The 21,979-nt window shown below is 49.8% G+C and carries 22 protein-coding genes; 4 read left to right on the forward strand and 18 right to left on the reverse strand.

The annotated features are described in order from the left end of the window. Nucleotides 1–4: 4 nt before the first annotated feature. The 10 genes from NAL19_RS19780 to glpA all read right to left on the reverse strand — a co-directional run bounded on the left by NAL19_RS19780 (nucleotide 5) and on the right by glpA (nucleotide 9,890). Complete coding sequence (locus NAL19_RS19780) at nucleotides 5–1,204, reverse strand: MFS transporter (protein WP_225086081.1); 1,200 nt, start codon at nucleotides 1,202–1,204, stop codon at nucleotides 5–7. Beyond that, nucleotides 1,185–1,814, reverse strand: coding sequence for a phosphoribosylglycinamide formyltransferase (gene purN / locus NAL19_RS19785; RefSeq protein ID WP_225086082.1), 630 nt, complete (start codon nucleotides 1,812–1,814; stop codon nucleotides 1,185–1,187). Before purN ends, NAL19_RS19780 begins: the two co-directional genes overlap by 20 nt. After that, on the reverse strand, nucleotides 1,811–2,086 hold the full coding sequence (locus NAL19_RS19790) for an amidohydrolase family protein (RefSeq protein WP_263058224.1): 276 nt from the start codon (nucleotides 2,084–2,086) through the stop codon (nucleotides 1,811–1,813). The genes purN and NAL19_RS19790 overlap by 4 nt, the downstream gene beginning before the upstream one ends. After that, a complete protein-coding gene (locus NAL19_RS19795) occupies nucleotides 2,083–3,099 on the reverse strand; it encodes an amidohydrolase family protein (protein WP_263058225.1) in 1,017 nt (338 codons plus the stop codon). Before NAL19_RS19795 ends, NAL19_RS19790 begins: the two co-directional genes overlap by 4 nt. Then, a complete protein-coding gene (locus NAL19_RS19800; protein WP_263058226.1) occupies nucleotides 3,092–3,766 on the reverse strand; it encodes an HAD family hydrolase in 675 nt (224 codons plus the stop codon). The genes NAL19_RS19795 and NAL19_RS19800 overlap by 8 nt, the downstream gene beginning before the upstream one ends. After that, nucleotides 3,759–4,316, reverse strand: coding sequence for an inosine/xanthosine triphosphatase (locus tag NAL19_RS19805; protein ID WP_263058227.1), 558 nt, complete (start codon nucleotides 4,314–4,316; stop codon nucleotides 3,759–3,761). The genes NAL19_RS19800 and NAL19_RS19805 overlap by 8 nt, the downstream gene beginning before the upstream one ends. Then, on the reverse strand, nucleotides 4,306–5,175 hold the full coding sequence (locus NAL19_RS19810; RefSeq protein WP_263058228.1) for a thymidylate synthase: 870 nt from the start codon (nucleotides 5,173–5,175) through the stop codon (nucleotides 4,306–4,308). The genes NAL19_RS19805 and NAL19_RS19810 overlap by 11 nt, the downstream gene beginning before the upstream one ends. A 584-nt stretch (nucleotides 5,176–5,759) precedes the next feature. Then, on the reverse strand, nucleotides 5,760–6,971 hold the full coding sequence (glpC, locus tag NAL19_RS19815) for an anaerobic glycerol-3-phosphate dehydrogenase subunit GlpC (protein ID WP_263058229.1): 1,212 nt from the start codon (nucleotides 6,969–6,971) through the stop codon (nucleotides 5,760–5,762). After that, nucleotides 6,968–8,230 carry a glycerol-3-phosphate dehydrogenase subunit GlpB gene (gene glpB / locus NAL19_RS19820; protein ID WP_225086088.1) on the reverse strand — a complete coding sequence of 421 codons (1,263 nt, stop codon included), beginning with the start codon at nucleotides 8,228–8,230 and terminating at the stop codon, nucleotides 6,968–6,970. Before glpB ends, glpC begins: the two co-directional genes overlap by 4 nt. Next, on the reverse strand, nucleotides 8,220–9,890 hold the full coding sequence (gene glpA / locus NAL19_RS19825; protein WP_411561409.1) for an anaerobic glycerol-3-phosphate dehydrogenase subunit A: 1,671 nt from the start codon (nucleotides 9,888–9,890) through the stop codon (nucleotides 8,220–8,222). Before glpA ends, glpB begins: the two co-directional genes overlap by 11 nt. Nucleotides 9,891–10,199: 309 nt before the next feature. On the opposite strand from glpA, the gene glpT reads away from it, so the two are divergent. Next, nucleotides 10,200–11,549: a glycerol-3-phosphate transporter gene (gene glpT / locus NAL19_RS19830; RefSeq protein WP_225086089.1), complete on the forward strand. Its 1,350-nt coding sequence runs from the start codon at nucleotides 10,200–10,202 to the stop codon at nucleotides 11,547–11,549. A gap of 86 nt (nucleotides 11,550–11,635) precedes the next feature. Here the strand turns inward: glpT and yigL are convergent, their stop codons facing one another. Together yigL and pldB are read right to left on the reverse strand one after the other, a co-directional pair. Next, complete coding sequence (gene yigL / locus NAL19_RS19835; RefSeq protein ID WP_107170491.1) at nucleotides 11,636–12,436, reverse strand: sugar/pyridoxal phosphate phosphatase YigL; 801 nt, start codon at nucleotides 12,434–12,436, stop codon at nucleotides 11,636–11,638. A gap of 100 nt (nucleotides 12,437–12,536) precedes the next feature. After that, entirely contained in the window at nucleotides 12,537–13,574 is a 1,038-nt protein-coding gene (gene pldB, locus NAL19_RS19840; protein ID WP_263058230.1) for a lysophospholipase L2, read from the reverse strand. 131 nt (nucleotides 13,575–13,705) lie between these two features. On the opposite strand from pldB, the gene rhtB reads away from it, so the two are divergent. Further along, nucleotides 13,706–14,326, forward strand: a complete 621-nt coding sequence (gene rhtB, locus NAL19_RS19845) for a homoserine/homoserine lactone efflux protein (RefSeq protein WP_225086091.1) — start codon at nucleotides 13,706–13,708, stop codon at nucleotides 14,324–14,326. Nucleotides 14,327–14,437: 111 nt separating this feature from the next. On the opposite strand, the gene rhtC is transcribed toward rhtB, so the two are convergent. The 3 genes from rhtC to pldA form a co-directional block, all read right to left on the reverse strand. Beyond that, nucleotides 14,438–15,061, reverse strand: a complete 624-nt coding sequence (gene rhtC, locus NAL19_RS19850) for a threonine export protein RhtC (RefSeq protein ID WP_263058231.1) — start codon at nucleotides 15,059–15,061, stop codon at nucleotides 14,438–14,440. Nucleotides 15,062–15,103: 42 nt separating this feature from the next. Continuing rightward, a complete protein-coding gene (gene recQ / locus NAL19_RS19855) occupies nucleotides 15,104–16,930 on the reverse strand; it encodes an ATP-dependent DNA helicase RecQ (RefSeq protein WP_263058232.1) in 1,827 nt (608 codons plus the stop codon). A 122-nt stretch (nucleotides 16,931–17,052) separates the two neighbouring features. Beyond that, nucleotides 17,053–17,919, reverse strand: a complete 867-nt coding sequence (pldA, locus tag NAL19_RS19860; RefSeq protein WP_180743778.1) for a phospholipase A — start codon at nucleotides 17,917–17,919, stop codon at nucleotides 17,053–17,055. A 272-nt stretch (nucleotides 17,920–18,191) separates the two neighbouring features. Here pldA and NAL19_RS19865 point away from each other — a divergent pair, with 272 nt between their 5' ends. Next, on the forward strand, nucleotides 18,192–18,680 hold the full coding sequence (locus NAL19_RS19865) for a thioesterase family protein (RefSeq protein WP_263058233.1): 489 nt from the start codon (nucleotides 18,192–18,194) through the stop codon (nucleotides 18,678–18,680). A 97-nt stretch (nucleotides 18,681–18,777) separates the two neighbouring features. After that, nucleotides 18,778–19,668 (forward strand): EamA family transporter RarD, encoded by an 891-nt coding sequence (gene rarD, locus NAL19_RS19870; protein WP_225086095.1) that lies wholly within the window; start codon nucleotides 18,778–18,780, stop codon nucleotides 19,666–19,668. A gap of 83 nt (nucleotides 19,669–19,751) precedes the next feature. Here rarD and corA read toward each other — a convergent pair whose 3' ends face one another. From corA to NAL19_RS19880, 3 genes are all read right to left on the reverse strand, one after another. Next, entirely contained in the window at nucleotides 19,752–20,702 is a 951-nt protein-coding gene (corA, locus tag NAL19_RS19875) for a magnesium/cobalt transporter CorA (RefSeq protein ID WP_263058234.1), read from the reverse strand. A gap of 166 nt (nucleotides 20,703–20,868) precedes the next feature. Continuing rightward, nucleotides 20,869–20,925 (reverse strand): YsgD/CorL family protein, encoded by a 57-nt coding sequence (gene ysgD, locus NAL19_RS21905; protein WP_349814568.1) that lies wholly within the window; start codon nucleotides 20,923–20,925, stop codon nucleotides 20,869–20,871. A 186-nt stretch (nucleotides 20,926–21,111) separates the two neighbouring features. Further along, nucleotides 21,112–21,858, reverse strand: coding sequence for a cyclase family protein (locus NAL19_RS19880; protein WP_263058235.1), 747 nt, complete (start codon nucleotides 21,856–21,858; stop codon nucleotides 21,112–21,114). Nucleotides 21,859–21,979 lie beyond the last annotated feature (121 nt).

The following is a 21,979-nucleotide window of genomic DNA, read 5'->3' on the forward strand; positions in this document are numbered from 1 at the left end:
TCAGCTAGGAAGACTGAACCTGGTGAATCGAACCAGATAATGACACCTGTCGATATGCCAACACCGACGAGTACAATGCCAACAGGCAACAGCAAAATGAGAAAAGGAACATAGCAGGATAGCCAAAAACAGAAACTATGATGCCCCCGATAAATCCAGAAAACAAAATGCCAATATCAAAGCAAGATTCATAGGTACTGAGAGCAAGACCGAGATGCTCTTCCGGCATACTTTTTAAAGCAGGAAGAGCGAGCAACGGATATACCATAGATAAACCAAATCCTGTAAGGAAAGAACCCAGCATTGCCTCATACGGATGGGATGATAAGCCGATCAACAACAGACCTATCGCCTCGATTGTCAGTGAGAATAGAGTCATTTTTAACCCCGAACTGTCAGCCTTCCAACCAAGAGTCAGCCTCGAAATAACATATCCCACGCCAAAAAGAGCAAGCGCAACAGCCGAATTTTCTCCCCAGTCATTCTGTATAAAATAAAGAACTAAAAAAGTGGTAATAGAGGCATAACCAATATTAGCTAATGAAAAACCAGATCCGGCTTTCCATATTCTTTTAACAGCAAATAAGAGTGTCGCGTGTGTTTTATTCGGATGCACAGCTACAGGTTTGACGATTAAAACAATGATAAACCCCAGAGCGGGTAACATTGTCATTATAATCGCGGATAGAGTGATACCAGTGTGATAATAAGACCATATGCCAAAATAATTGCCAATAGCTAATCCAAGAAACATTGCTATTCCAACCCAAGACATAATTTTACCTGCATGTTCCCTTCCAACCAAACCAATCGGCCAAGTGCCACTACAGGTAAAAATAAGACTCTCACCTATTCCCATTAGTATACGTGAAATAATTATTACAGAAAAAACCGCTTTTCCTGGGTCCAGAAATGCAAATGATAGATAGCATAATAAGCCAGAAAAAACAGTTAAACATAAGCCTACCACCATACCTTTCCTCGGGCCATGATTATCGGAATATCGACCGGCGAGCGCACGTGATAGCAAGGTGGACACAGACTCAACCGCAACCACAAGACCAACATAAAATGCAGAATACTCAAGCACTTTATTAACATATAAAGGAAGGATTGCCAGTGACAACCCTAGGCTGACAATAGCTAAAAATAGTATACTTGCAACACAGATCGCAGCAATAATATTATTTTTTATCTTGTACATCGAAATATCCTTCATAGCTAACTCTATTATTCACTATTTTTATTCTCCCATCCAAAAAAGCACGAATGGCGTTATATATCATTTTCTTTTCAGCCTCAACAATACTCTCTCTAAGCTGAGATTCGCTCATCCCATTAGTGATTCTAACAGGCTCTTGATCAATTATTGGACCAGCATCAACGTCTTCATTAATAAAATGCAACGTTGCTCCAGTCACTCTCAACCCTGCTTGCAACGCTTTAAGTTGCGCTTTATCACCGGGAAAAGCAGGGAGAAGTGATGGATGCGTGTTCATTGTTTTGTCACCAAATCTCTCGACAAATTCGGGAGAAAAAATTCGTCTAAAACCACCTAAAATAATCAAATCAACTTTTTCTTCTATTAATTTTTCCGCAATTTTCTCTTCGAAATCATATCGATTTTTATAATCATGATGAGCTATTTTTGTAACTGCAACACCGTCGAAAATAGGTTTACCCTCGGGAGAAAAATCTCGGTTATTTGTTAAGACAAGGCTTAACTTTGCCTGAGAGTATGTATCCTTGATAGCATCTTGCACAGAGGTTAAAAGACTTCCTCTCCCTGAAAACAAAAAAGCGATGCTTTTCATATTATGATCTTCCTTCTAATTGCAGAAAATTTTTCGTTGTTACCTTCTAAAACAGGGTCTATAAATTGACCATTATTCAGGCGAATTTCGCCATTCACGATTACTTTACAGGGATTCTCATAGTGCAACATTTTCAGTAATGAAATAGGTGTATTGATATAATCAACACCGATGCATGTCTTATCAAAGAAAATGAGATCTGCTTTAAAACCACGAGCAATTCTACCCACATTCATCAGACCAAGAGACTTCGCTCCCCCTTCTGTAATCATATGAAGAATTTTCCGGCATCTACTTTCGTGTCAAAATTGGCATCACCATGATGGTATAAGGCAAAAAGCGCGTCAAAAGTAAGATCATTTCCAGGATTAACCATTGCAGCATCGGTACCAAGCCCCAGGTCCAAATGAGACGAGAGTCGACGTAATGGTAAGGTGCCTGCGCCAACAAAACTATTACTTACTGGGCAATGGATAATATGACATTGTGTTGATAACAGAATATCTAGCTCACTATCTGATAGGTGGCAACAGTGAATAAGCGTTGTATGCTTATCAAGAATACCCAAACGAGCAAGACGCTCAACGCCGCTCACATCAAATATTTTTCGGTGAGAATCAACCTGATATGCTCCCTCATGAATGTGAAGAGTAAACTTTTTTTGATGGTGATTAGCAAGCTGGTGTAATTTTTTAAGTAAAATGTCATCGGCAGAAAGTTCAGATGCGGTAGCCGGTAGAATAGTAATTAATTCGGACTGGTATTTTTCCTCAGCAAGGAGGTATTTATAAACAATCGTTTCAACACTTTCATTTTCTGGACCTTTACCATTGCCTACCCATTGATTACTCTGACAAAAATTTACTACACACCGATTTTTCACCTGTTGTATCGCACGTATATCACTTTCAATTCGGCTTGTAAAAATACCAACTGTTGTTATACCTTTCTTCATAGCCATCATTAATGATTTAAGCGAAGCAACATACTGACCTTCAGCGTCCTCCAGCGTATTATTTCGATGCACAGAATCAAGCACTACATCAATAGGAGATGCATCTAAGATGCTTCCATAAATCTCTTTACTCGGGTGAAGATGAGCATTGACAAGCCCAGGTAAGACGACGAATTGTTCTGATGGTATAACTATTCCTTCGACATCATCCTTCCTCCTTTCGCCTACGTAAGTTATCTCCCCCCCAATCATCGAGATATCTCCTTGAACTAACTTCATTGAAGTCGAATCAAGGTAACTTATATCCCTAAAGATAAATTTCTTATCCATTGGTGAGTTCCATAAGTATTTTTTTAATAGGTTGAAATGAGTTAAAATCAGTATAATGTAGTGTTTTAATCCCCAGTTTTTCACAAGGGAGAATATCGTTATTAATACTATCCCCTATCATAATGGCATTTTCGGGTTGCACATTAAAATCCAGAAGAATTTTTGTGAAGAAATGAGTATCAGGCTTACAGTCAGGATAACGATTTCCAAAATAAAAACGACTAAAGAATGGAAAAATCTTAGTATGCATAAGCTTCCGGCGCTGGACGGCCTCCATACCATTACTACATATCACCAAAGGAAGCCTGGAGCTTAACTGTTTAAGTAAAGGAAGCCAGTCACTTTTCAACGCACAATTTTCTATATATGCATTCCAATATGTTTCTTCAATAACTTCATAATCAGAATCTTTAACGCCGAACCAATTATATATATAGATAAATCTCTTTTTTAATAATGTAGCAATATCAATTTCACCAAATTCAAACTTTGACCAAAGTGTATGGTTCCGCGCCTCATAGCTGAAAATAAATTCACTAAAGTCATACAGGGCATCAGCATAATTTAGACGAATCATTAGGTCCGAGATTCTCTGTATAGCCTGATAAGCCCCAGTTTTATGGTCCACAAGAGTATCATCAATATCAAATAAAATTAATTTAATCACCCATCTTACCTTTCTCAAGAGCAAGTGAGCCAAATGCACATTTCAACGCGGTTTCAAACTCATGAACTCGCGTATAAAGCCCATTGGTGAGCACGCCATTAGTGCCAAGCCTACCCATATCTGCTTTTGATATATGTGGGTATAAATTAAGAACTACATCTGATAACCGGATATCTTTTGAAAGCTTTTCTGTGACATCTTCAGGTAACATGACTTTGCCACTACAACCATAGTGATATTTATTTTTTTTCGTATCTTTAATAACCGCCCACCCATAAACAAAACTACCAAAAGATGTTTTTTCTGTTAACCCCTCCAGAGCAATAATATAATCAACGTGATAATTGGTGTTGCTCTCAACATTATCAATACGTATATAACATCCCTTTATAGCTTCGTCATCATTTTCAGGTGTTTCGCTTACACCAGAAGAGACGATATGATGACTAAGTGTGAAGTTCGGGAAAAGATTACTACATATATTTTTCGTAGATGATATTTTCGCTTCGTTATTTGAGGCCAAAATAATAGTGACATGTTTATTCTGCATTAGCATGAATCCATTTCATAACGGTGGTATTTTCATTGCCAGTCAAAATATCTGACAGCGTTTCGCTTGCTGACTCAATAGCAGGCATTCTCGTTATAAAAGTATCATCAGAAAAATTTTCTATAGCTTCATATGCTTTTGAGATATTCTTATCATATATTTGGGTAAATGTGGTTTTCATTATAGTATATCCCAAATCAAGATTTTTAACTCCATTTTCAATCAAATCTTTCCAAACCAACTCGTGAATAAAAGAGAAAAAACCCATGTCGTATGGAAGACCTGTAATTACATCTGTACTACGGGAGATTGTTTCACAGAATAATTTATTATTTTTTATATAAAATTGCATTCCAAGCGTACATGGGAAATCCTTTGTATCAGATTTATGGTAATTTTGGTTTATATTTATAATCGCTCTTCTTGAATCCCTATTTTTAAGTAGAACACTTTTCACCCAATTATACTGATTACCATATGACTCAACCGCCTCATAAAAAACATAGTATCCATAATTAGAATTTACATTCCCATCTTCATCTACAAGTGTCATCCAAAATTTGGATGCTTTTGCAAGCCCAGTTTCAGCTTTAAGGTTCCCACTGAAATAAGCCAAAAACTCACGAGAAAGATACTTTATTGCCCCATCACGAAGATGATGAAGTCGGTTACGTGGATCTTTAAGTACATAATTTACCCCATAGGACTGTAATGCGTCTCCCGCTCTGGATGAAATTCGCTTTCCAGAAGTTTGAATATGATAAATTCCTTTTTTTACAAGCTCATCCACGGAAGAGCCGCCAATGGTCACAAAATCCTGAATCTCTGAAGAGGTGTTTTCTGCAATATCAAAGCTCATGTTCTCTCCTTGTATCATAAAGCTTATATATCCGTAGTACGTCACCCAATACCCCAACGACATACTGGTACAGGCTCTTGGAGAATGCTGCTGTGTAGTTCGATAATTTTAGAATGAAATAACATTTAAAGAACTGGAATTAACACTTAATAAGATATGTCCAAAAATAATTTTTATCAAATGTTTTCTAAAGATTAATTAAGTAAAAATAAACAATGAGATAAAGATAAAAACATTAACATCATAATAATTAAATCATGAATAATTAGGAATAAACAAATAATTAAATATATAATTAATGTATGGCAGGTGGAGACTTACACCATTATTTATATGTTCAAGTTAATGAATCACGTCACTTATCATGGTAAGTCGTTAGCTTATTAAAATATAGTTTTATACGCCAACCTCCGAGGAAAGCAGAAAGAGAGAAATTTGAATTATTTAGCGTATAACACGCCTTGAGGATGCTTCACTTTTAAAATAATGTGACTGAAATAAATAAGATAAGTGGCTATTACGTGAGCGCTTTATATTTCGTGTTTCCGAGCGTTAAACGTTCGGAAACACGTTATTGCAGATTGTTACTCTGACTGCACTAATGACCTCGCCAGCAGCGTGATCGGGTGTTCACACCGTTTGCTGGTCGACATCTCAATCTGCCACTTACAGGTTTCGCAGTCCGTCACCACGATATCGACTCCGCTCTCTTCAATCTGCTGGAACAGCGGTGCGCCAATGCCTTGTGACGTGGCGTAATTCTCTTTCTTGAAGCCGTAGGTGCCCGCAATACCGCAGCACTGGGAGTCCAGCATCACCAGTTCAAGACCGGGGATACGTTGCAGCAGCGCCAGGGTATACGCTGTCCACCCCATTCTCTCCAGATGGCAAGGGGTGTGATACGCCACCCGCAGCGGTAAGTGACGCAGCGGCAGTGTTCGCCCCTCTTCTTCCAGCAGGCGATAGAGCTGGCGCGTCACCAGTTCGATGCCATCACGCACGTGGCCGTTATCCACGCCCAGCAGATGCGGGTACTCGTCTCGCAGCGTGAACGTACAGCTGGATGACGTCGCCACCACCGGCAGGGATTTCTGATTGATTGCCTCATCCAGCGACGTGATATTCGCGCGTGCCTGCTTTCTGGCCTTGTCGTGAAAACCATTGGCGATCAGCGGTACGCCGCAGCACTTCTCTTTATTCAGCAACTGCACACCAATCCCCATCGCGTTAAAGACCTGCACCAGATCTTTACCCAACTGTGGATGGTTGTAATTCACATAGCAGCCGTGAAAGTAAGCGATCTGCTCATCATAAGCCTGCTGTTTTGCTGCCTGCTGACGATACCAGCGCCGGAAGGTGCCGAACGAATATTTCGGCAACTGGCGGCGATGGTCAATTTTCAACGCTTTATCCAGCAATTGGCGCACCGGCTTCAGGCTGGTCGCCGTATTGACCAGCGGCGCAAACGGCGTGGCAATCGATCCCATGAAATCGGTATGGCTCAAAATGGCATCGCGCAATGTCGGCTTGTGGCTGTTGTGCGTCGCTTTCGCACGCTGAATGATGTCGCCAATTTTAACATCCGACGGGCACGCGACTTCACAGCGTTTGCAGTTGGTGCAGTATTTCAACGCGTCATCATACAGCGCCGGGTCTTTACGCCGCAGGCGTTCGCCGTCCGGTCCGGCCTGTTTCGGGCCGGGATAAAGCGGATTCACGCGCGAAACCGGGCAGTACGTGGTACAGACCGTACATTTGATGCAATCTTCAAAACTGTTATCGCTAAGCAGGCTCATGAGTTGCCCTCCGTCAAAATCTGTTCGGCAACATGAAGTGCGCTGAGCAAAGAAACGCCCGCCCCACATCCCTGTGCAATCGGATCGAAACCTTCCAGCACCGCGCCGATGGCATACAGATTGCTGATCGTTTCACCGCCAATACGCGGGTGCAGATGCTCATCGACAATCGCACCAAACTGCATATAGGGCTGCGGCGCAAACACATCCTGCTGGCTCCAGCCCTCGCGCAGGTCAGCGAACCGCACATCCAATCCAAAGACGGGCTCGGTCACCCGATCGAACTGCGTCACCAGCCCGTTGCTGAAGAAACTGCCGCTCGCCAGCACCGCGTGCTTTGCCCGCAGCGGAATATCGCGGTGATGGTGGCTATGGACGGCAATCTCCTGCGGCGATAGCGATGCACGCACCGCGCGATCGCCCGGCATCACCATGCCACCCAGTTGGCGAAAGCGCTGCGACAGCGCCTGATGCAAACGCAACCCGAGCACTGACGGCGGTAATGTCGGCAGTAGCAATACCGGTTTACCGAGTGCATCAGCCAGTTCAGCCACGATCGCGGGGCTATCCAATCCCAGACAGGCGGGCATGATGATGGCATCGTTGCCGTTGGCCAGAAGCGACAACTCCTCCACCAGCGCCGAACGATTTTCCGGTCGGTCGAGCACGCGGGCGATATTTACCGCGCGAAATTCGCTGGGGTTTTGGCGTAATCGATCCAGAACCGGCAGCTTGAGTTCATCACTGCGCGCCGCAATTCCCTGCGTCTGAAGCGTGCCAGCCACGATACGGGATTGAAAATCCAGAAAACCGTCGATACCGGCAATCAACGGGTTATCGCCAAATCGGGAATCCGGCAGGCCACGCGTGACGCCATCGACCGGGCTCAGCCAGCATGAACGAAACTTACCTAACGGCGTCATACGCCAGTGATTCTGCTGATGATTGCCTTGCAGAGAGAGAGTGCTACGCTCCAGCAATGCTTCAACCTGTGGCAACAATGCGGCAACCGCCGTCGCTCCCATACGCGAATAAGGGTGATGAGGAGCCTGACGCGCCAGCTCGTCTAGAGCCTCAAGCGGCTGGCTCACGCGCTGTCCATCGGGAAGATGGGAGAGTAAATCCAGCGCACCGGAAGAAAAATGCAGCGCATTCTGTCCGGCGCTGATGATCGCGCAGCGTTTCCCCTGCTCCGCTAAGCGGATACCGCAGGTCAGCCCCGCCAGCCCGCCACCGATAATCACAACGTCATAACGCATGGCGATCCTCCTGACTGTCGCTGGCCGTCAGGCCGCACAAACCCTGATAAACCCAACTGGTGAATTCGCTTTCACGCAGGGCATTGCCCCAGGCAATCGGCCGAATGCCTTTCCAGCGTTCGTTCAAAAACTGGCTGAGCTGCGTGAGCGACTGCTCCGGCGTCGCAGTACCCAGACGGCACAACAGACCTGCCGCACGACAGGCGCACAGTTCCCCCTGACAGGTGCCCATGCCAACGCGAGTACGCCGACGCAGGTCAACCAGGTTATTCACCTGCAATGATTCCACGGCGTAGCGCACTTCCCCCGCCGTCACGGCCTCGCATTCACACACCAGGCTGCGGTCCAGACGCTCACCGGACAGCATTCTTCCGGCACGTTCACCGTGGCGATAAATCGCCGAACCGCGCAGCGGTGCCGAGAGCGGTTTTGCTGGTGGATAGGCAGACAGCGCATGGGGAACGGTTTTCACTTCATCCAGTGATTCCGATCCGGGCAGCGGCGTCTGTGCCGTCGAGCAGGCCACGTCATGGCCCAGTTTTTTACAGACGGCATCCGTCACCCATTCCGCCATCAGGCGATAGGTCATCAGCTTGCCGCCAGTGATCGTGATAAACCCTTCCAGTCCGTCGCGACTGGCGTGGTCGAGCAGCACAATGCCACGGCTTACGCTACGACCGCTGGGGTCACTGTCGCTGGCAACCAGCGGACGGACACCAGCATAGGCACGCAGAATTCGCGTGCTTGCCAGCGACGGCGCCAGCATGGAGCCTTCCCGCATCAGCGTTTCCACCTCGGCAGGCGTCACCAGCATGTTGTCGATTTGGTCGTAGTCGATGTGGGTTGAGGTCGTGCCGATCAGCGAAATAGTGTCGCCCGGCACCAGAATGTCGGCATCCGCCGGTTTGCGGCAGCGGTTGATCACCATGTTGTTGATGCGGTGCCCAAGAATCAGCAGTGCGCCCTTTGCCGGAAACATGCGCACGCGCAGATCGGCATATTCCGCAATGTGTTGCCCCCAGATACCGCCCGCGTTGACGACCACCTGTGCGTATATTTCTGTTTCCACACCTTTTTTATGGTCGAAAACGCGCACACCGATAACCCGATCGCCCTGACGAATCAGCCCGATAACCTCATGATAGGTCAGCACTTCCGCGCCGTGCTCGCAGGCATCGATCATGTTGGCCGCCGTCAGGCGAAAAGGATCGACGGAACCATCCGGTACGCGCACCGCGCCAATCAACGCCGGATTAGCTGCCGGCTCCAGCCGCAGCGCTTCCTGCGGATCTATCGCCTGGGCGCGAATCCCCGCTTGCTGGCAGGCGGTAATAAACTGCGCCTGCCAGCCGAGATCGTCTTCCGGCAACGTGATAAACAGGCCGTCGGTGGGTTCAATACAGTGACGGGCAATCCGCCGGAGAATCTGATTCTCTTCAATACATTCGCGGGCAGACTCGCCATCGGTAACGGCGTAGCGGGCACCACTGTGTAACAGGCCGTGGTTACGCCCAGTCGCACCGGTCGCAATATCATAACGTTCAAGCAACAGGCAGCGCAGTCCGCGCAGGGCGCAATCCCTTGCAGTACCTGCTCCCGTCGCGCCACCGCCGATGACAACTACGTCAGTTTCACGCCAGTTCCCAGTATTTTGCATCATATTCTCGCTCCGGGCGGATGGTATATGTTGCTATTGGGGCACAGAAAGAAGGGTTAATGTTTGATAAAGAGCAAAAACGAACACTAAACGAAAATAAAGAGGTGTCTAAAAACAATAAGTGTGATTAAGGTCACTAAAACCACACTGTGGAATTTTCCGATTCTGTTAACATGAACGCAAAAATCGTCACAGTTTCATAAAAGTGTAACATTAGCGTCATGAATCACACTCATTTGCACGCTATCCCCTTACAATAACGTTCGTAATAGAACAAAAAAGCTATCGTTTTTTTTCGCATTGGAGATATCTATGCTGAGTATTTTTAGACCCGCAGCCCACCAGGCGCGCGTATCGCAGGATCGTGTCGATCCCCTCTATCGCCGTCTGCGCTGGCAGATTTTCATGGGGATCTTTTTTGGCTACGCCGCCTACTATCTGGTACGTAAAAACTTCGCACTCGCCATGCCTTACCTGATTGAGCAAGGCTTCTCGCGCGGCGATCTTGGTTTTGCGCTGTCCGGCATTTCCATTGCCTACGGTTTTTCCAAATTCATCATGGGTTCGGTATCTGACCGTTCCAACCCGCGCGTGTTCTTGCCTGCTGGTCTGATTCTGGCCGCTGCCGTTATGCTGTTCATGGGCTTCGTACCGTGGGCAACGTCCAGCATCGCGATTATGTTCGTTCTGCTGTTCCTGTGCGGATGGTTCCAGGGAATGGGATGGCCGCCGTGCGGACGCACCATGGTTCACTGGTGGTCACAGAAAGAACGTGGTGGGATCGTGTCCGTGTGGAACTGTGCTCACAACGTCGGTGGCGGTATTCCTCCGCTGCTGTTCCTGCTGGGTATGGCCTGGTTCAACGACTGGAAAGCCGCACTCTACATGCCAGCCTTCGCTGCCATTCTGGTTGCGCTGATTGCCTTTGCGCTGATGCGCGATACCCCGCAATCCTGTGGTTTGCCGCCAATCGAAGAGTACAAAAACGACTATCCTGTTGATTATAATGATAAAGCAGAAGAAGAACTGACAGCGAAGCAGATCTTCATGCAGTACGTTTTCCCGAACAAACTGCTGTGGTACATCGCTATCGCTAACGTCTTCGTTTACCTGCTGCGTTACGGCATCCTCGACTGGTCACCGACTTACCTGAAAGAAGTGAAACACTTCGCGCTGGATAAATCCTCCTGGGCTTACTTCCTGTACGAATACGCCGGTATTCCGGGTACGCTGCTGTGCGGCTGGATGTCCGATAAGGTGTTCAAAGGCAACCGTGGTGCAACAGGCGTATTCTTTATGACGCTGGTTACCATCGCAACCATCGTCTATTGGATGAACCCAGCCGGTAACCCTGGCGTGGATATGGCCTGTATGATCGTCATCGGCTTCCTGATCTACGGCCCGGTTATGCTGATTGGTCTGCACGCGCTGGAACTGGCACCGAAGAAAGCAGCAGGGACAGCAGCAGGCTTTACCGGTCTGTTCGGCTACCTCGGTGGTTCCGTTGCCGCCAGCGCCATCGTCGGCTACACCGTTGACTTCTTCGGTTGGGATGGCGGCTTCATGGTCATGATCGGCGGCAGCATTATGGCTGTACTTCTGCTGATTGTTGTTATGCTGAATGAGAAAAAGCATAAAGCAGAGTTAGCCAGCCGCGCCTAACCCGCTCTTGTAAGAATCCCTCTGGCGGCGTCATGATGACGCCGCCTTCGTTTGTACCATCAATCACCGCGTAACCTCTGCGCAGATTATTTCAGAAACAGCTCCCGCAGGTAATTCGGCACAGCGCTGTCTGCGTTAGACCCAATCACTTCACGATCCGGCAGTAAATCTTTCAAGCGCTGATGCGCGTTCTGCATGACGCAGCCTTTACCCGCCATCGACAGCATTTCGTAGTCGTTCATGCCATCACCAAACGCCACGCACTCTTTGAGCGAGAAGCCGATAATCTTCGCCACCTGCTCAAGCGCATGGCCTTTCGATACGCCGCCCGCCATCACTTCCAGACACGTGAGCGTCGAAAAACTCACGTTAACGCGATCGCCCCAGCGCGCGTTGATCGCTTCTTCCAGCGGCAGCAGTTGTTCATGGGAATCACACGTGAAGAACACCTTGCTAACGCCATCGGTTTCCAGCAACGCAGGCTCAAACAGCTTGTATTTAAAGATCGACTCTTTGAAGAAACGCTCTTCTTCCGCACGCGGACGGTTCATAAACCACTCGTCATCACGATAAACGTGCGTCAGCATATCGGGGTTGTTGTGTACGACGCTGTAAAGGTCGCGGGCGATATCCTGATCCAGATTGTGACTGAAAATCAGCTCGCCCTGCGAGTTATGCACACGCGCACCATTCGAGGTAATCATAAACGCGCTGATGCCGAGATTATCGCGGATCTGCGCGACATCCATGTGATGCCGTCCGGTAGCGAACACAAAGTGAATCCCTTTTTCCGTCAGCAGCCTGAGGGTTTCTTTCGCATATGGGGACAGCGAGTGGTCAGGTGACAGCAGTGTGCCATCTAAATCGGAAGCAACGACATGGTACATAACGATGAGATCTCACTTCTGGTGTGTTGTAGCGGCACGCGCCGCAAAAAATTAACGAGGTGACTCCGCGTCCGTTAAGCGGTTTACCAACAGCCTACAATCAATGATAACGCGCAAAGTGTGCCAGAATCAGCGCAAATGCCTGAGCGCGGAGCGTATCCGTTTCAAAGAGAATTTCATGCCGCGCACCGGGGATAACCTGTAAAACGCCATGCGCATTGGCGTTACCGCTCTGCGCCAGCGCCTGACAAAACGCATTCTGGCTGCAGTTATCCACTACGCGCTCCTCTCCTGCCTGTAGCAGCAGAAGCGGCGTAGTGACCATGCTGGCCTGTGCCTGCAACTGTTTCCCCGCCTGTATCGCTTCACGCACCCAGTGATAAGTGGGGCCGCCGACGCGCAAATCCGGTGAATCCGCATAAAATCGAATGCTGCGCTGGTAGCGTTCACGGCTGTGCGTCAGCACATTCATCCGATAAGGCAACGGGCGCCACTGTCCGGTGCCGATGGCGTAATAATCGCGTATTGCCGGGCGACGCTCTGCCCAATCGACAATCCACCCCACGACGCAATGAGGAAGCGGCAAGCGGATACCAAACATCGGCGCGCACAGCGCCACGGCATCAAACATCGCGGGCTGACGAATCAGCAACCGTGCCAGAATCGCGCCCCCCATTGAATGCGCTAACGCAAACCGGTGGATATATCGTTTAGGGCCAATGTGCTGCTGACACAGCGTTTCGGCATCATCAACATAATCGCTGAAGCGCACGACGTGTCCGCGGTGGCCGTCTTGCAGCACCCGCCCAGACCGACCTTGCCCACGGTGATCCATGATGAGTACATCATAGCCGCTATGAAAGAGGTCATAAGCCACTTCGCTATATTTGACATAGCTTTCGATACGGCCTGAAAAGACAACGACAATCTTGTCGTGCTGTGACGCGGTAAAACGAACAAACCGGATAGGCACGTCATCAACGCCAGGGAATTCACCCTCTTCGCGCTGACGCCAGAAATCCAGTAATTCTCCGGTAGCAAAAGCGGCAAACTGCGCTTCTCGCGTTAGCAGGTTCGAGGTTAACCCCTCAGGCGTTAACCGTTCCGACGTAAACAACGTATTGTGGCGTTGAACCATCACACCTCTCCGGTGACGCGGGAAAACTAAAGCTAGCGGAAGAACATGACAAGCGGTAGAGCACCAGCGTATTGTGACATAAAAAACAGACAGACTCTCGTAATACAGAACGTGATTCAGGGGCATGCTTTATGACATTGGATTGGTGGTTAACCTATTTACTCACAACGCTAATTCTCAGCCTGTCGCCCGGTTCTGGTGCCATCAACACCATGAGCACCGGAATTAGCCACGGCTATCGCGGCGCAGCGGCCTCGATCTGTGGTTTACAGGTCGGGCTGGCGATTCATATTGTGCTGGTCGGCATCGGGCTGGGCGCGCTGCTTAACCAGTCCGTACTGGCTTTCGATATGCTGAAATGGCTGGGCGCAGCGTATCTGATTTGGCTGGGGATTCAGCAATGGCGTGCAGCTGGCGCACTGGATCTTCAGGCGATTGCCAGCGCAATGCCGCGCCGTAGACTCTTTAAACGCGCGGTGCTGGTGAATCTAACCAACCCAAAAAGCATTGTGTTTCTGGCAGCGCTTTTCCCGCAGTTCATTATCCCCCACCAGCCGCAGGCCGCACAGTATCTGGTGTTGGGCGTCACCACCGTTGTGGTCGATATTATCGTGATGATTGGGTACGCCACGCTGGCCACGCGCATCGCCGGCTGGCTAAAAGGCCCACGGCAGATGAAGATGCTTAACCGGATATTCGGTTCACTGTTTGTGCTGGTTGGCGCGTTACTTGCCACCGCGAGAAAAGCCTGATGAAGGAGCGCGCCGTCATAAATGGCGGCGCGTTTTTTCCTCAAAGAAAGGGGTTTCCTACGGCTTTTTCTCCACAGAACTCGCGCTGAGAGACATCCTCGCAGGGAAAAATTAGCGAGAGAAAATCAGGTGCAGACCAAATCCGGTAAACAGCACGCCCGCTACGCCATCTACCCATTTCGCCAAACGCTGATAGCCGCGACGCATGGCCGGTAGGGCGAAAACGACCGCAACCAGACTGAACCAGATCAACGTTTCAATCGCGATCAGCGCAAACAATCCCCAGCGAGCACCGCTGCCGACGCTATCGCCAACAAACAGCGAGAACACGCTGCCGAAATAGATCAGCGCCTTCGGGTTAGCCAGATTCGTCAATAACCCGCGCATAAAGGTTTTGCCACGCTGAGGCAAAACCACCGCTGTCTCTTGCGTGGTTTCCAACTGCGCTTTACTTCGCGCGGAACGCAGCATCTGCCAGCCCATCCAGCACAGGTACAGCCCACCGCCGACGGTAATAGCCGTATGCAGCCAGGCCATTTTTTGCAACAGCAGGTGCAACCCCAGTAGCGCAATCGCCGCCCAGACCACCACGCCCAGAGAAATACCCAGCACGCCCATCATCGCTTCACGGCGGGAACGGCTGGCAGCGGTTTGTGAAACGAAAAAGAAATCCGGCCCAGGGCTCATCAGCGCAATGAAATGCACCAGCGCCACCGTCAAAAATAGCATCAGCATGTTGGTTTTCCTGTTTTTAAAGGCAATCAGATAAGGCGAGCGTTACTCGTCATCATTATCGACATGATCGCGAATCATGTTCATGAAAGGCGCCCCGAAACGTTCGAGTTTACGGTGTCCTACCCCGTTGATATTCAGCAGTTCACCCGCGGTGATCGGCATCAGTTCCGCCATCTCCAGCAGCGTCGCATCGCTGAACACCACGTAAGGCGGGATATTGTCTTCATCCGCAATGGATTTACGCAGTTTGCGCAATTTGGCGAACAGCTTACGGTCGTAATTTCCGCCGTAAGATTTTTGATTCGCGCGAGGTTTCAGGTTAATCACACGCGGCACGGCCAGCTGTAGCGGCACTTCTCCCCGCAATACCGGACGCGCCAATTCGGTAAGCTGTACGGCGGAATGCATCGTGATGTTCTGGTTCAGCAAACCCAGATGAATCAACTGGCGCAGTACGCTGACCCAATGCTCCTGCGATTTGTCCTTACCGATGCCGTAAACCGGCAGCTTGTCATGACCAAAGTCTCGGATACGCTGGTTATTTGCGCCGCGCAGCACCTCGACGATATACCCTAAACCAAAGCGCTGTCCGACCCGATACACGCAGGACAGCGCCTTTTGCGCTTCAACCAGCCCGTCGTAGCGCTTCGGCGGATCGAGACAAACATCACAGTTACCGCAGGGTTGTTGGCGTCCTTCACCGAAATAGTTCAGCAGCACCAAACGGCGGCAGGTCTGCGCTTCGGCAAACGCGCCCATCGCATTGAGCTTATGGCGCTCGATATCCAACTGCGGCCCGGCTGGCTTTTCTTCCAGACAACGGCGCAGCCACGCCATATCCGCCGGATCGTAGAACAGCGCGGCTTCCGCTGCGAGGCCATCACGTCCGGCACGCCCCGTTTCCTGATAGTAGGATTCGATGTTGCGCGGAATATCAAAGTGCACCACAAACCGCACGTTAGGCTTGTTGATGCCCATACCAAATGCGACAGTCGCCACCACCACCTGAAGATCGTCACGCAGGAAGGCTTCCTGCACCTGCGCACGCCGTTCATTATCCAGACCGGCGTGATAAGCCCCTGCGCTCAGCCCCCGGGCCTGCAAACGCGCGCAAATATCTTCCACGCGGGAACGGCTATTACAGTAGATGATACCGCTTTTTCCACGCTGCCCCTGCACGAACATCCAGAGCTGATCGAGCGGTTTAAACTTCTCTACCAGCGTGTAACGAATGTTCGGGCGGTCAAAACTGTTGATCTGGATGAGCGGCGACCGAAGATCCAGCAGGCGAACGATATCGTTGCGCGTGGTCTCGTCAGCGGTGGCCGTCAAAGCAATAAAAGGAAGATGGGGAAAACGCTGCTTAATCTGCCCCAGAGCACGATATTCAGGGCGGAAATCGTGCCCCCATTGGGAAATGCAGTGTGCTTCATCCACGGCGATCAAGGCGATCTGCCAGTGTGCAAGATGATCGAGGAAGCTGTCTGTCGTCAGACGTTCGGGCGCAATATACAGCAGTTTGATCTGACCAGTACGGCAACCCACCATCACGTCAAGCTGCTGTTCACGCGTCTGCGTCGAATTCAGACAGGCCGCCGACACGCCGTAGGCCTGAAGCTGATCGACCTGATCTTTCATCAGCGAAATCAGCGGAGACACCACCAGCGTCAGCCCGTCCATCACCAGCGCGGGGATTTGATAGCACAGCGATTTGCCGCCGCCTGTCGGCATGATAACCAGACAGTCCTGCCCGCTGAGCGTCGCGCTGATAATTTCCTGCTGACCCGGTCGGAATTGCTGGTAGCCGAACGTGTCCCGCAGAACCTGAACCGCCAGCGCTTCCTTATTCAATACTTCCGCCGTAGACACGCCTTCCCCAATTCAATGAAATCAAACAGGCGCTATTTTCAGCGCCGTTTGGTAAAACTGCAATGGTTAAGTTTGGTAAAACGACGATGGCTAAAAACGGCAATCGCTAAAACACACGTTCATTAGAACATGTCATTCAGCGTCACCCCAACGCCGAAGCGGGTCTGGCGATGGTTGTAGTCAATCAGGGATTCACCGTAGCCGCTAAAGACCTTGGTATAAAAGCGAACATGGCGCGTCAGCGGGTAGCTCCAGCCCAGTTCACCACCGCCGTAGCCGCTGTTCCAGTTATAACGTCCTTCCGCGCTAAACACACTCTCGCCCCACACATAGCCGATGCGTAAGCGGTAATGACCCATGTATTTGGTGATATCCGGGTTATCATCCTGGCTATCGGAGAAACGTATCCACGGTTTCACATCGACCTGCCAGTTGCCGTTCTGCGCCATCAGACGAGTATAAGCGCGGTTCCAACTGCGTGACGTCGGTTCGGAACGGCCATTAGACTGGTGGTTAAAACCCACTTCCACATCCCGTAACGTCCAGCCCGCGAAGGTGGCGTTCGTTGCCCAGCCCAAAAAGACCTGGGGTTCATAGTCCGTTTCACGAAACGGAGAAGACTCGCTTTTATTCGACAACTGCCACCATGAGCGCTGCGTGTAGGAAGCCCCCAGAAGCGAATTATCCCCCAGAATACCGCGCCAGATCGGGAAGCCCAGGCTCAACTGGTAATGCACTTCATCTTTACGTGCTTCATTACCCCAGTTATAGCTCTGAATCGCTGTTTTATTGATATTGCTGGTATAGGTGTAGAGTAAGTAGTTACTTTCATAGGGATAGAGGACAAACGGGGTATCGTGCTCTTGTAACAGACTGGCGATAATGCTGCCACGTACCGCCGGTTGATTTGGCGCTGGCGCGTTTGTTGTGACTTCAGCATGGGCCTGTGCCATCAGTAATGCTGCCAGTACGAATCCGATTTTATGCATTCATTTTCTCCGACATGTTTCTTCTCCGGCATTCTTTTATAAATAAAGTCTTTTATCTAAATAAACTCTTTTATCTAAATAGCGATAAGCCTTGCCCACTCAAGCCCGCCATTCTACACAGTTCCGCGACATTTGAATTACCGTTCCTCCGTTTCTCAGCCTTTTCTGGCAAGAAACAAAATCAATGCATAAAATAAACATTCACATAACCTTAGTGCATCAAATCGCCTACATTTAATGTGTATCTCTTATTGCTCGGACGGAAAACAACGATGGCTAACCTCCCCTCATCTCAGGGAACGATATTAACCAGAGATACCGTGCGCCAGCTTGTTGGCGAGATTTTCATTTACAAAATGCCGTTCAACATTGAGCTAGGCCTTGAGCTACAGCAATTTGAAGCTGATAAGGCCGTCCTGACGTTCGTCCGGCAAGAGAAGCTAATCGGCAATGTGGCACAAAAAATCCTGCACGGCGGTGTGATTGCGGCCGGGCTGGACGTCGCTGCCGGAGTGGTGTGCGTCGGTAACACGCTGCTGCGCCATGAGACGATCAGCGAGCAGGAGTTTCATCATCGGCTTGCCCGCATGGGAACCATTGATATGCGAGTAGATTATCTGCGTCCGGGTTATGGGGAACACTTCACCATTACCAGTACGCTACTGCGCGGCGGCAATAAAATCGCCGTCGCACGCGCCGAATTGCATAACGAGCAGGGTTCACATCTGGCCAGCGCCACCGCCACCTATATTGTTGGATAGCATTTCGTTGGCAAAGATTGTCATGAACACTTTACGTGAAAGCGCTCACAGTTTTGGGTAGACTTAGCGTTTTCCCGCCGTCCTTATCGAGTCACCCATGAACGCGCAACAAACCCGTGAGGGGATATTTTTCGCCCTCGGTGCGTATTTCATTTGGGGAATTGCTCCCGTTTATTTCAAGCTGCTTGAGCACGTTCCACCCAATGAAATACTGACGCACCGTATTATCTGGTCATTCTTCTTTATGCTGATCCTGCTGACGATTGGCCGGAAATGGCGTCAGGTGAGCTATGCCTGCCGCAACGTCAAGCACCTGTTTCTGCTGGCATTAACGGCGGTGCTTATCGGTGGAAACTGGCTGTTGTACATCTGGGCGGTCAACAATCATCACATGCTGGAAGCCAGTCTGGGATATTTTATCAACCCGCTGGTCAACGTTATGTTGGGTATGATTTTCCTTGGCGAGCGCTTTCGCCGTCTGCAATGGCTGGCCGTACTGCTCGCGGTGACAGGTGTACTGGTTCAACTGTGGACGTTCGGATCGCTGCCGGTTATCGCGCTAGGGCTGGCATTCAGCTTCGCGTTATACGGCCTGCTGCGTAAGAAAATTGGGATCGACGGGCAAACCGGGATGCTGATCGAAACGCTGTGGCTGCTGCCGGTGGCGGTCATTTATCTGTTTTTTATTGCCGACACGCCAAGCAGTCATCTGACGGCCAATCCCTGGTCGCTGAACCTGCTGCTGCTCTCGGCTGGGATCGTCACCACCGTGCCGCTGCTGTTTTTCACCGCGGCGGCCATGCGCCTGCGCCTGTCGACGCTCGGCTTTTTCCAGTATCTCGGCCCTACCATCATGTTCCTGCTGGCCGTGGTGTTCTACGGGGAAACGTTTAGCAGCGACAAGCTGGTCACGTTTGCCTTCATCTGGGGCGCGCTGGGGCTGTTCATTTTGGATGCGCTTTATACGCAGCGTAAGCTACGGCGATAATCGCACAGAGCAGAGATGCTGCATTGAAGGAAAAGACATGATACGCCTGCTGGTGAATACCCATCAGGCGCATCGGTGAAAACTTACAGCCAGTTTTTACGTTTGAAATAGAGGTAAGGTGCCAGTCCAGCGAGAATCATCAGCACAATCGCACCAGGATAACCAAACGACCACTTCAGTTCAGGCATAAATTCAAAGTTCATCCCGTAGCTGGACGCCACCAGCGTCGGTGGCAGGAACACCACGGAGACCACCGAGAAGATCTTGATAATCCGGCTCTGCTCGATGTTGATGAAGCCCATCGCCGCCTGCATCAGGAAGTTAACTTTCTGGAACAGGGATTCATTGTGCGGCAGCAGGGATTCGATATCGCGTAAAATTTCGCGCGCCTGTTCCAATTGGCCGGGTGGCAAACGGGCTTTACGCACCAGAAAATTCAACGCGCGTTGGGTATCCATCAGGCACAGGCGCACTTTCCAGCCCACGTCTTCCAGCTCTGCTAACGTGGACAACGCATCGTCGTACTCTTCGCCCTGCCGCCCTTCCATAATGATGCGGCTCAGCGATTCCAGATCGCTGTAGATGTTCTCGATTTCATCCGCCAGTTGCTCAATTTTGGTCTCAAAGAGATCGAGCAGCAGTTCATAAGCATTGCCGTCCACCAGCGTTTGGTTGCGGGCGCGCATGCGATACAGGCGGAACGCGGGCAGTTCACGCTCGCGCAGGGTGTACAGGCGACCATCGCGGATAGTAAACGCCACCGTGGAGTTACCGGCGTGATCCTCAGCATCTTCAAAGAAGAAAAAGGAGTGAATGTGCAGACCATCTTCATCTTCAAAAAAACGTGCCGACGCTTCAATATCTTCGAGTTCCGGACGGGTTGCCAGGCTTTGTCCCAGTTCGTTTTGTACTTTTTCACGCTCATCGTCTTCTGGTTCGATCAAATCGACCCAAACTGACGTGGTGAGATCATCGGAGTCATCCAGTTCCAGACGAGATAAACGGCAATTATCCAGTTTAAATGCGCTCAGCATGGGCCATAGCTCCCCTTTCAGTAGCAGAGATGGACAACGCGATTGAAGCACAGAAACAGAGGTGAGGTGTCACCGGCAGGTTTCAGTCCGTTCGACGGATCTGACTCGTAGCGACAAAAACAGCGTCGCTGACAACCACGAAGGCTATCAGCAGAGGAAGATAGCCTTAGAAGTTGTACCTAATGAACAGGTTAGTGAGCCAGTATCGACTGGGTGTGTCCAAGGCGTTAGTCCTCCGAGAATAATGATGCGCGCATGTTACGCCGAGATGAAAAAGACTTCAACTTTAAAACCGCGGCGGAAACACGCTGTAAAATATTGGTCAAATGAATGGGGTTTATCCAATAAATCCAGCGCTGAAGCGGTAAAAAACGCAGTCCCTCAAGCAAAGAGGAACTGCGTCTGTCGGTCAGGCATTGTCCGGTAAATAGGCAATGGCTCGGACGGGGAAACCGGGTGCGCCAGCAAAATTAGGGTAGCTGACGTGGATATAAGCACCGGTAGGCGGCAGCTGATGCAGGTTATTCAGCACCTCAACCTGCCAGGCATTTTGGTTCAGCACGAAGAACTCGCCAATAAGCCCGTTGTTGCGACGGAAATCCGCGGCGGAATCCGTATCCAGCGTTTCGTGCCCCACCGCGCTAATACCACGCTCTTCAAACAGGAACGTCAGTGCCTCAAACGACCACCCCGGCGTATGGCTGTTGCCTTCTTCATCTTTATTCGCGAAGGCGTCAAGATCAGGCCAGCGCGTGCTCCAGCCGCTGGCAAACGCGACAAAGCTGCCCGACGGGATTTCCCCGTATTCGCGCTCAAACGTCAGAATGTCGTCAACCGACAGGCGGTAATCGGGATCGTGCGCGACGGCGTCTTGTTTGTGGATCACCACCAGCGGCAGCAACAGCTCTTTATTATCAATATGATCCAGATAACGTTTGCCCGCGACAAAATGCCCCGGCGCATCAATATGTGTCCCCGTCTGCGTCGCGAATGTCACGGACTGTGCGAAAAAGCCATGCTCTTCAACGTTAAATAACGTCTTGCGCTGCAACACGCCTTCAAACGCGCTAAAAATAGGAATCGACTCCGTCACCGTGTGCGTGAGATCGACCCATTTTTTCTTCTGTAATTCGGCAATAATCTGATCTAGCGTCATGGGCATGCTCCTTTTTTATTGTGATACCACACATCCTGGATACGCGGTAGACCACCTAGCATTGTCGAAAATGGTGATAAAGGTTAATACCCGTTTTTTATGAGATATACCGACTCACACA

Source organism: Pectobacterium sp. F1-1 (genome assembly GCF_025643735.1).
Classification (GTDB): domain Bacteria; phylum Pseudomonadota; class Gammaproteobacteria; order Enterobacterales; family Enterobacteriaceae; genus Pectobacterium; species Pectobacterium colocasium.

Coding starts and splice junctions, on each gene's coding strand:
- NAL19_RS19865 (WP_263058233.1), top strand. CDS start 18,192: ATGGCTAACCTCCCCTCATCTCAGGGAACGATATTAACCAGAGATACC.
- glpB (WP_225086088.1), bottom strand. CDS start 8,230: ATGCGTTATGACGTTGTGATTATCGGTGGCGGGCTGGCGGGGCTGACC.
- glpC (WP_263058229.1), bottom strand. CDS start 6,971: ATGAGCCTGCTTAGCGATAACAGTTTTGAAGATTGCATCAAATGTACG.
- rarD (WP_225086095.1), top strand. CDS start 18,778: ATGAACGCGCAACAAACCCGTGAGGGGATATTTTTCGCCCTCGGTGCG.
- NAL19_RS19805 (WP_263058227.1), bottom strand. CDS start 4,316: ATGCAGAATAAACATGTCACTATTATTTTGGCCTCAAATAACGAAGCG.
- glpT (WP_225086089.1), top strand. CDS start 10,200: ATGCTGAGTATTTTTAGACCCGCAGCCCACCAGGCGCGCGTATCGCAG.
- rhtC (WP_263058231.1), bottom strand. CDS start 15,061: ATGCTGATGCTATTTTTGACGGTGGCGCTGGTGCATTTCATTGCGCTG.
- yigL (WP_107170491.1), bottom strand. CDS start 12,436: ATGTACCATGTCGTTGCTTCCGATTTAGATGGCACACTGCTGTCACCT.
- NAL19_RS19795 (WP_263058225.1), bottom strand. CDS start 3,099: ATGGATAAGAAATTTATCTTTAGGGATATAAGTTACCTTGATTCGACT.
- NAL19_RS19810 (WP_263058228.1), bottom strand. CDS start 5,175: ATGAGCTTTGATATTGCAGAAAACACCTCTTCAGAGATTCAGGATTTT.
- purN (WP_225086082.1), bottom strand. CDS start 1,814: ATGAAAAGCATCGCTTTTTTGTTTTCAGGGAGAGGAAGTCTTTTAACC.
- rhtB (WP_225086091.1), top strand. CDS start 13,706: ATGACATTGGATTGGTGGTTAACCTATTTACTCACAACGCTAATTCTC.
- corA (WP_263058234.1), bottom strand. CDS start 20,702: ATGCTGAGCGCATTTAAACTGGATAATTGCCGTTTATCTCGTCTGGAA.
- pldB (WP_263058230.1), bottom strand. CDS start 13,574: ATGGTTCAACGCCACAATACGTTGTTTACGTCGGAACGGTTAACGCCT.
- NAL19_RS19780 (WP_225086081.1), bottom strand. CDS start 1,204: ATGTACAAGATAAAAAATAATATTATTGCTGCGATCTGTGTTGCAAGT.
- NAL19_RS19880 (WP_263058235.1), bottom strand. CDS start 21,858: ATGACGCTAGATCAGATTATTGCCGAATTACAGAAGAAAAAATGGGTC.
- glpA (WP_411561409.1), bottom strand. CDS start 9,890: ATGATGCAAAATACTGGGAACTGGCGTGAAACTGACGTAGTTGTCATC.
- pldA (WP_180743778.1), bottom strand. CDS start 17,919: ATGCATAAAATCGGATTCGTACTGGCAGCATTACTGATGGCACAGGCC.
- NAL19_RS19790 (WP_263058224.1), bottom strand. CDS start 2,086: ATGATTACAGAAGGGGGAGCGAAGTCTCTTGGTCTGATGAATGTGGGT.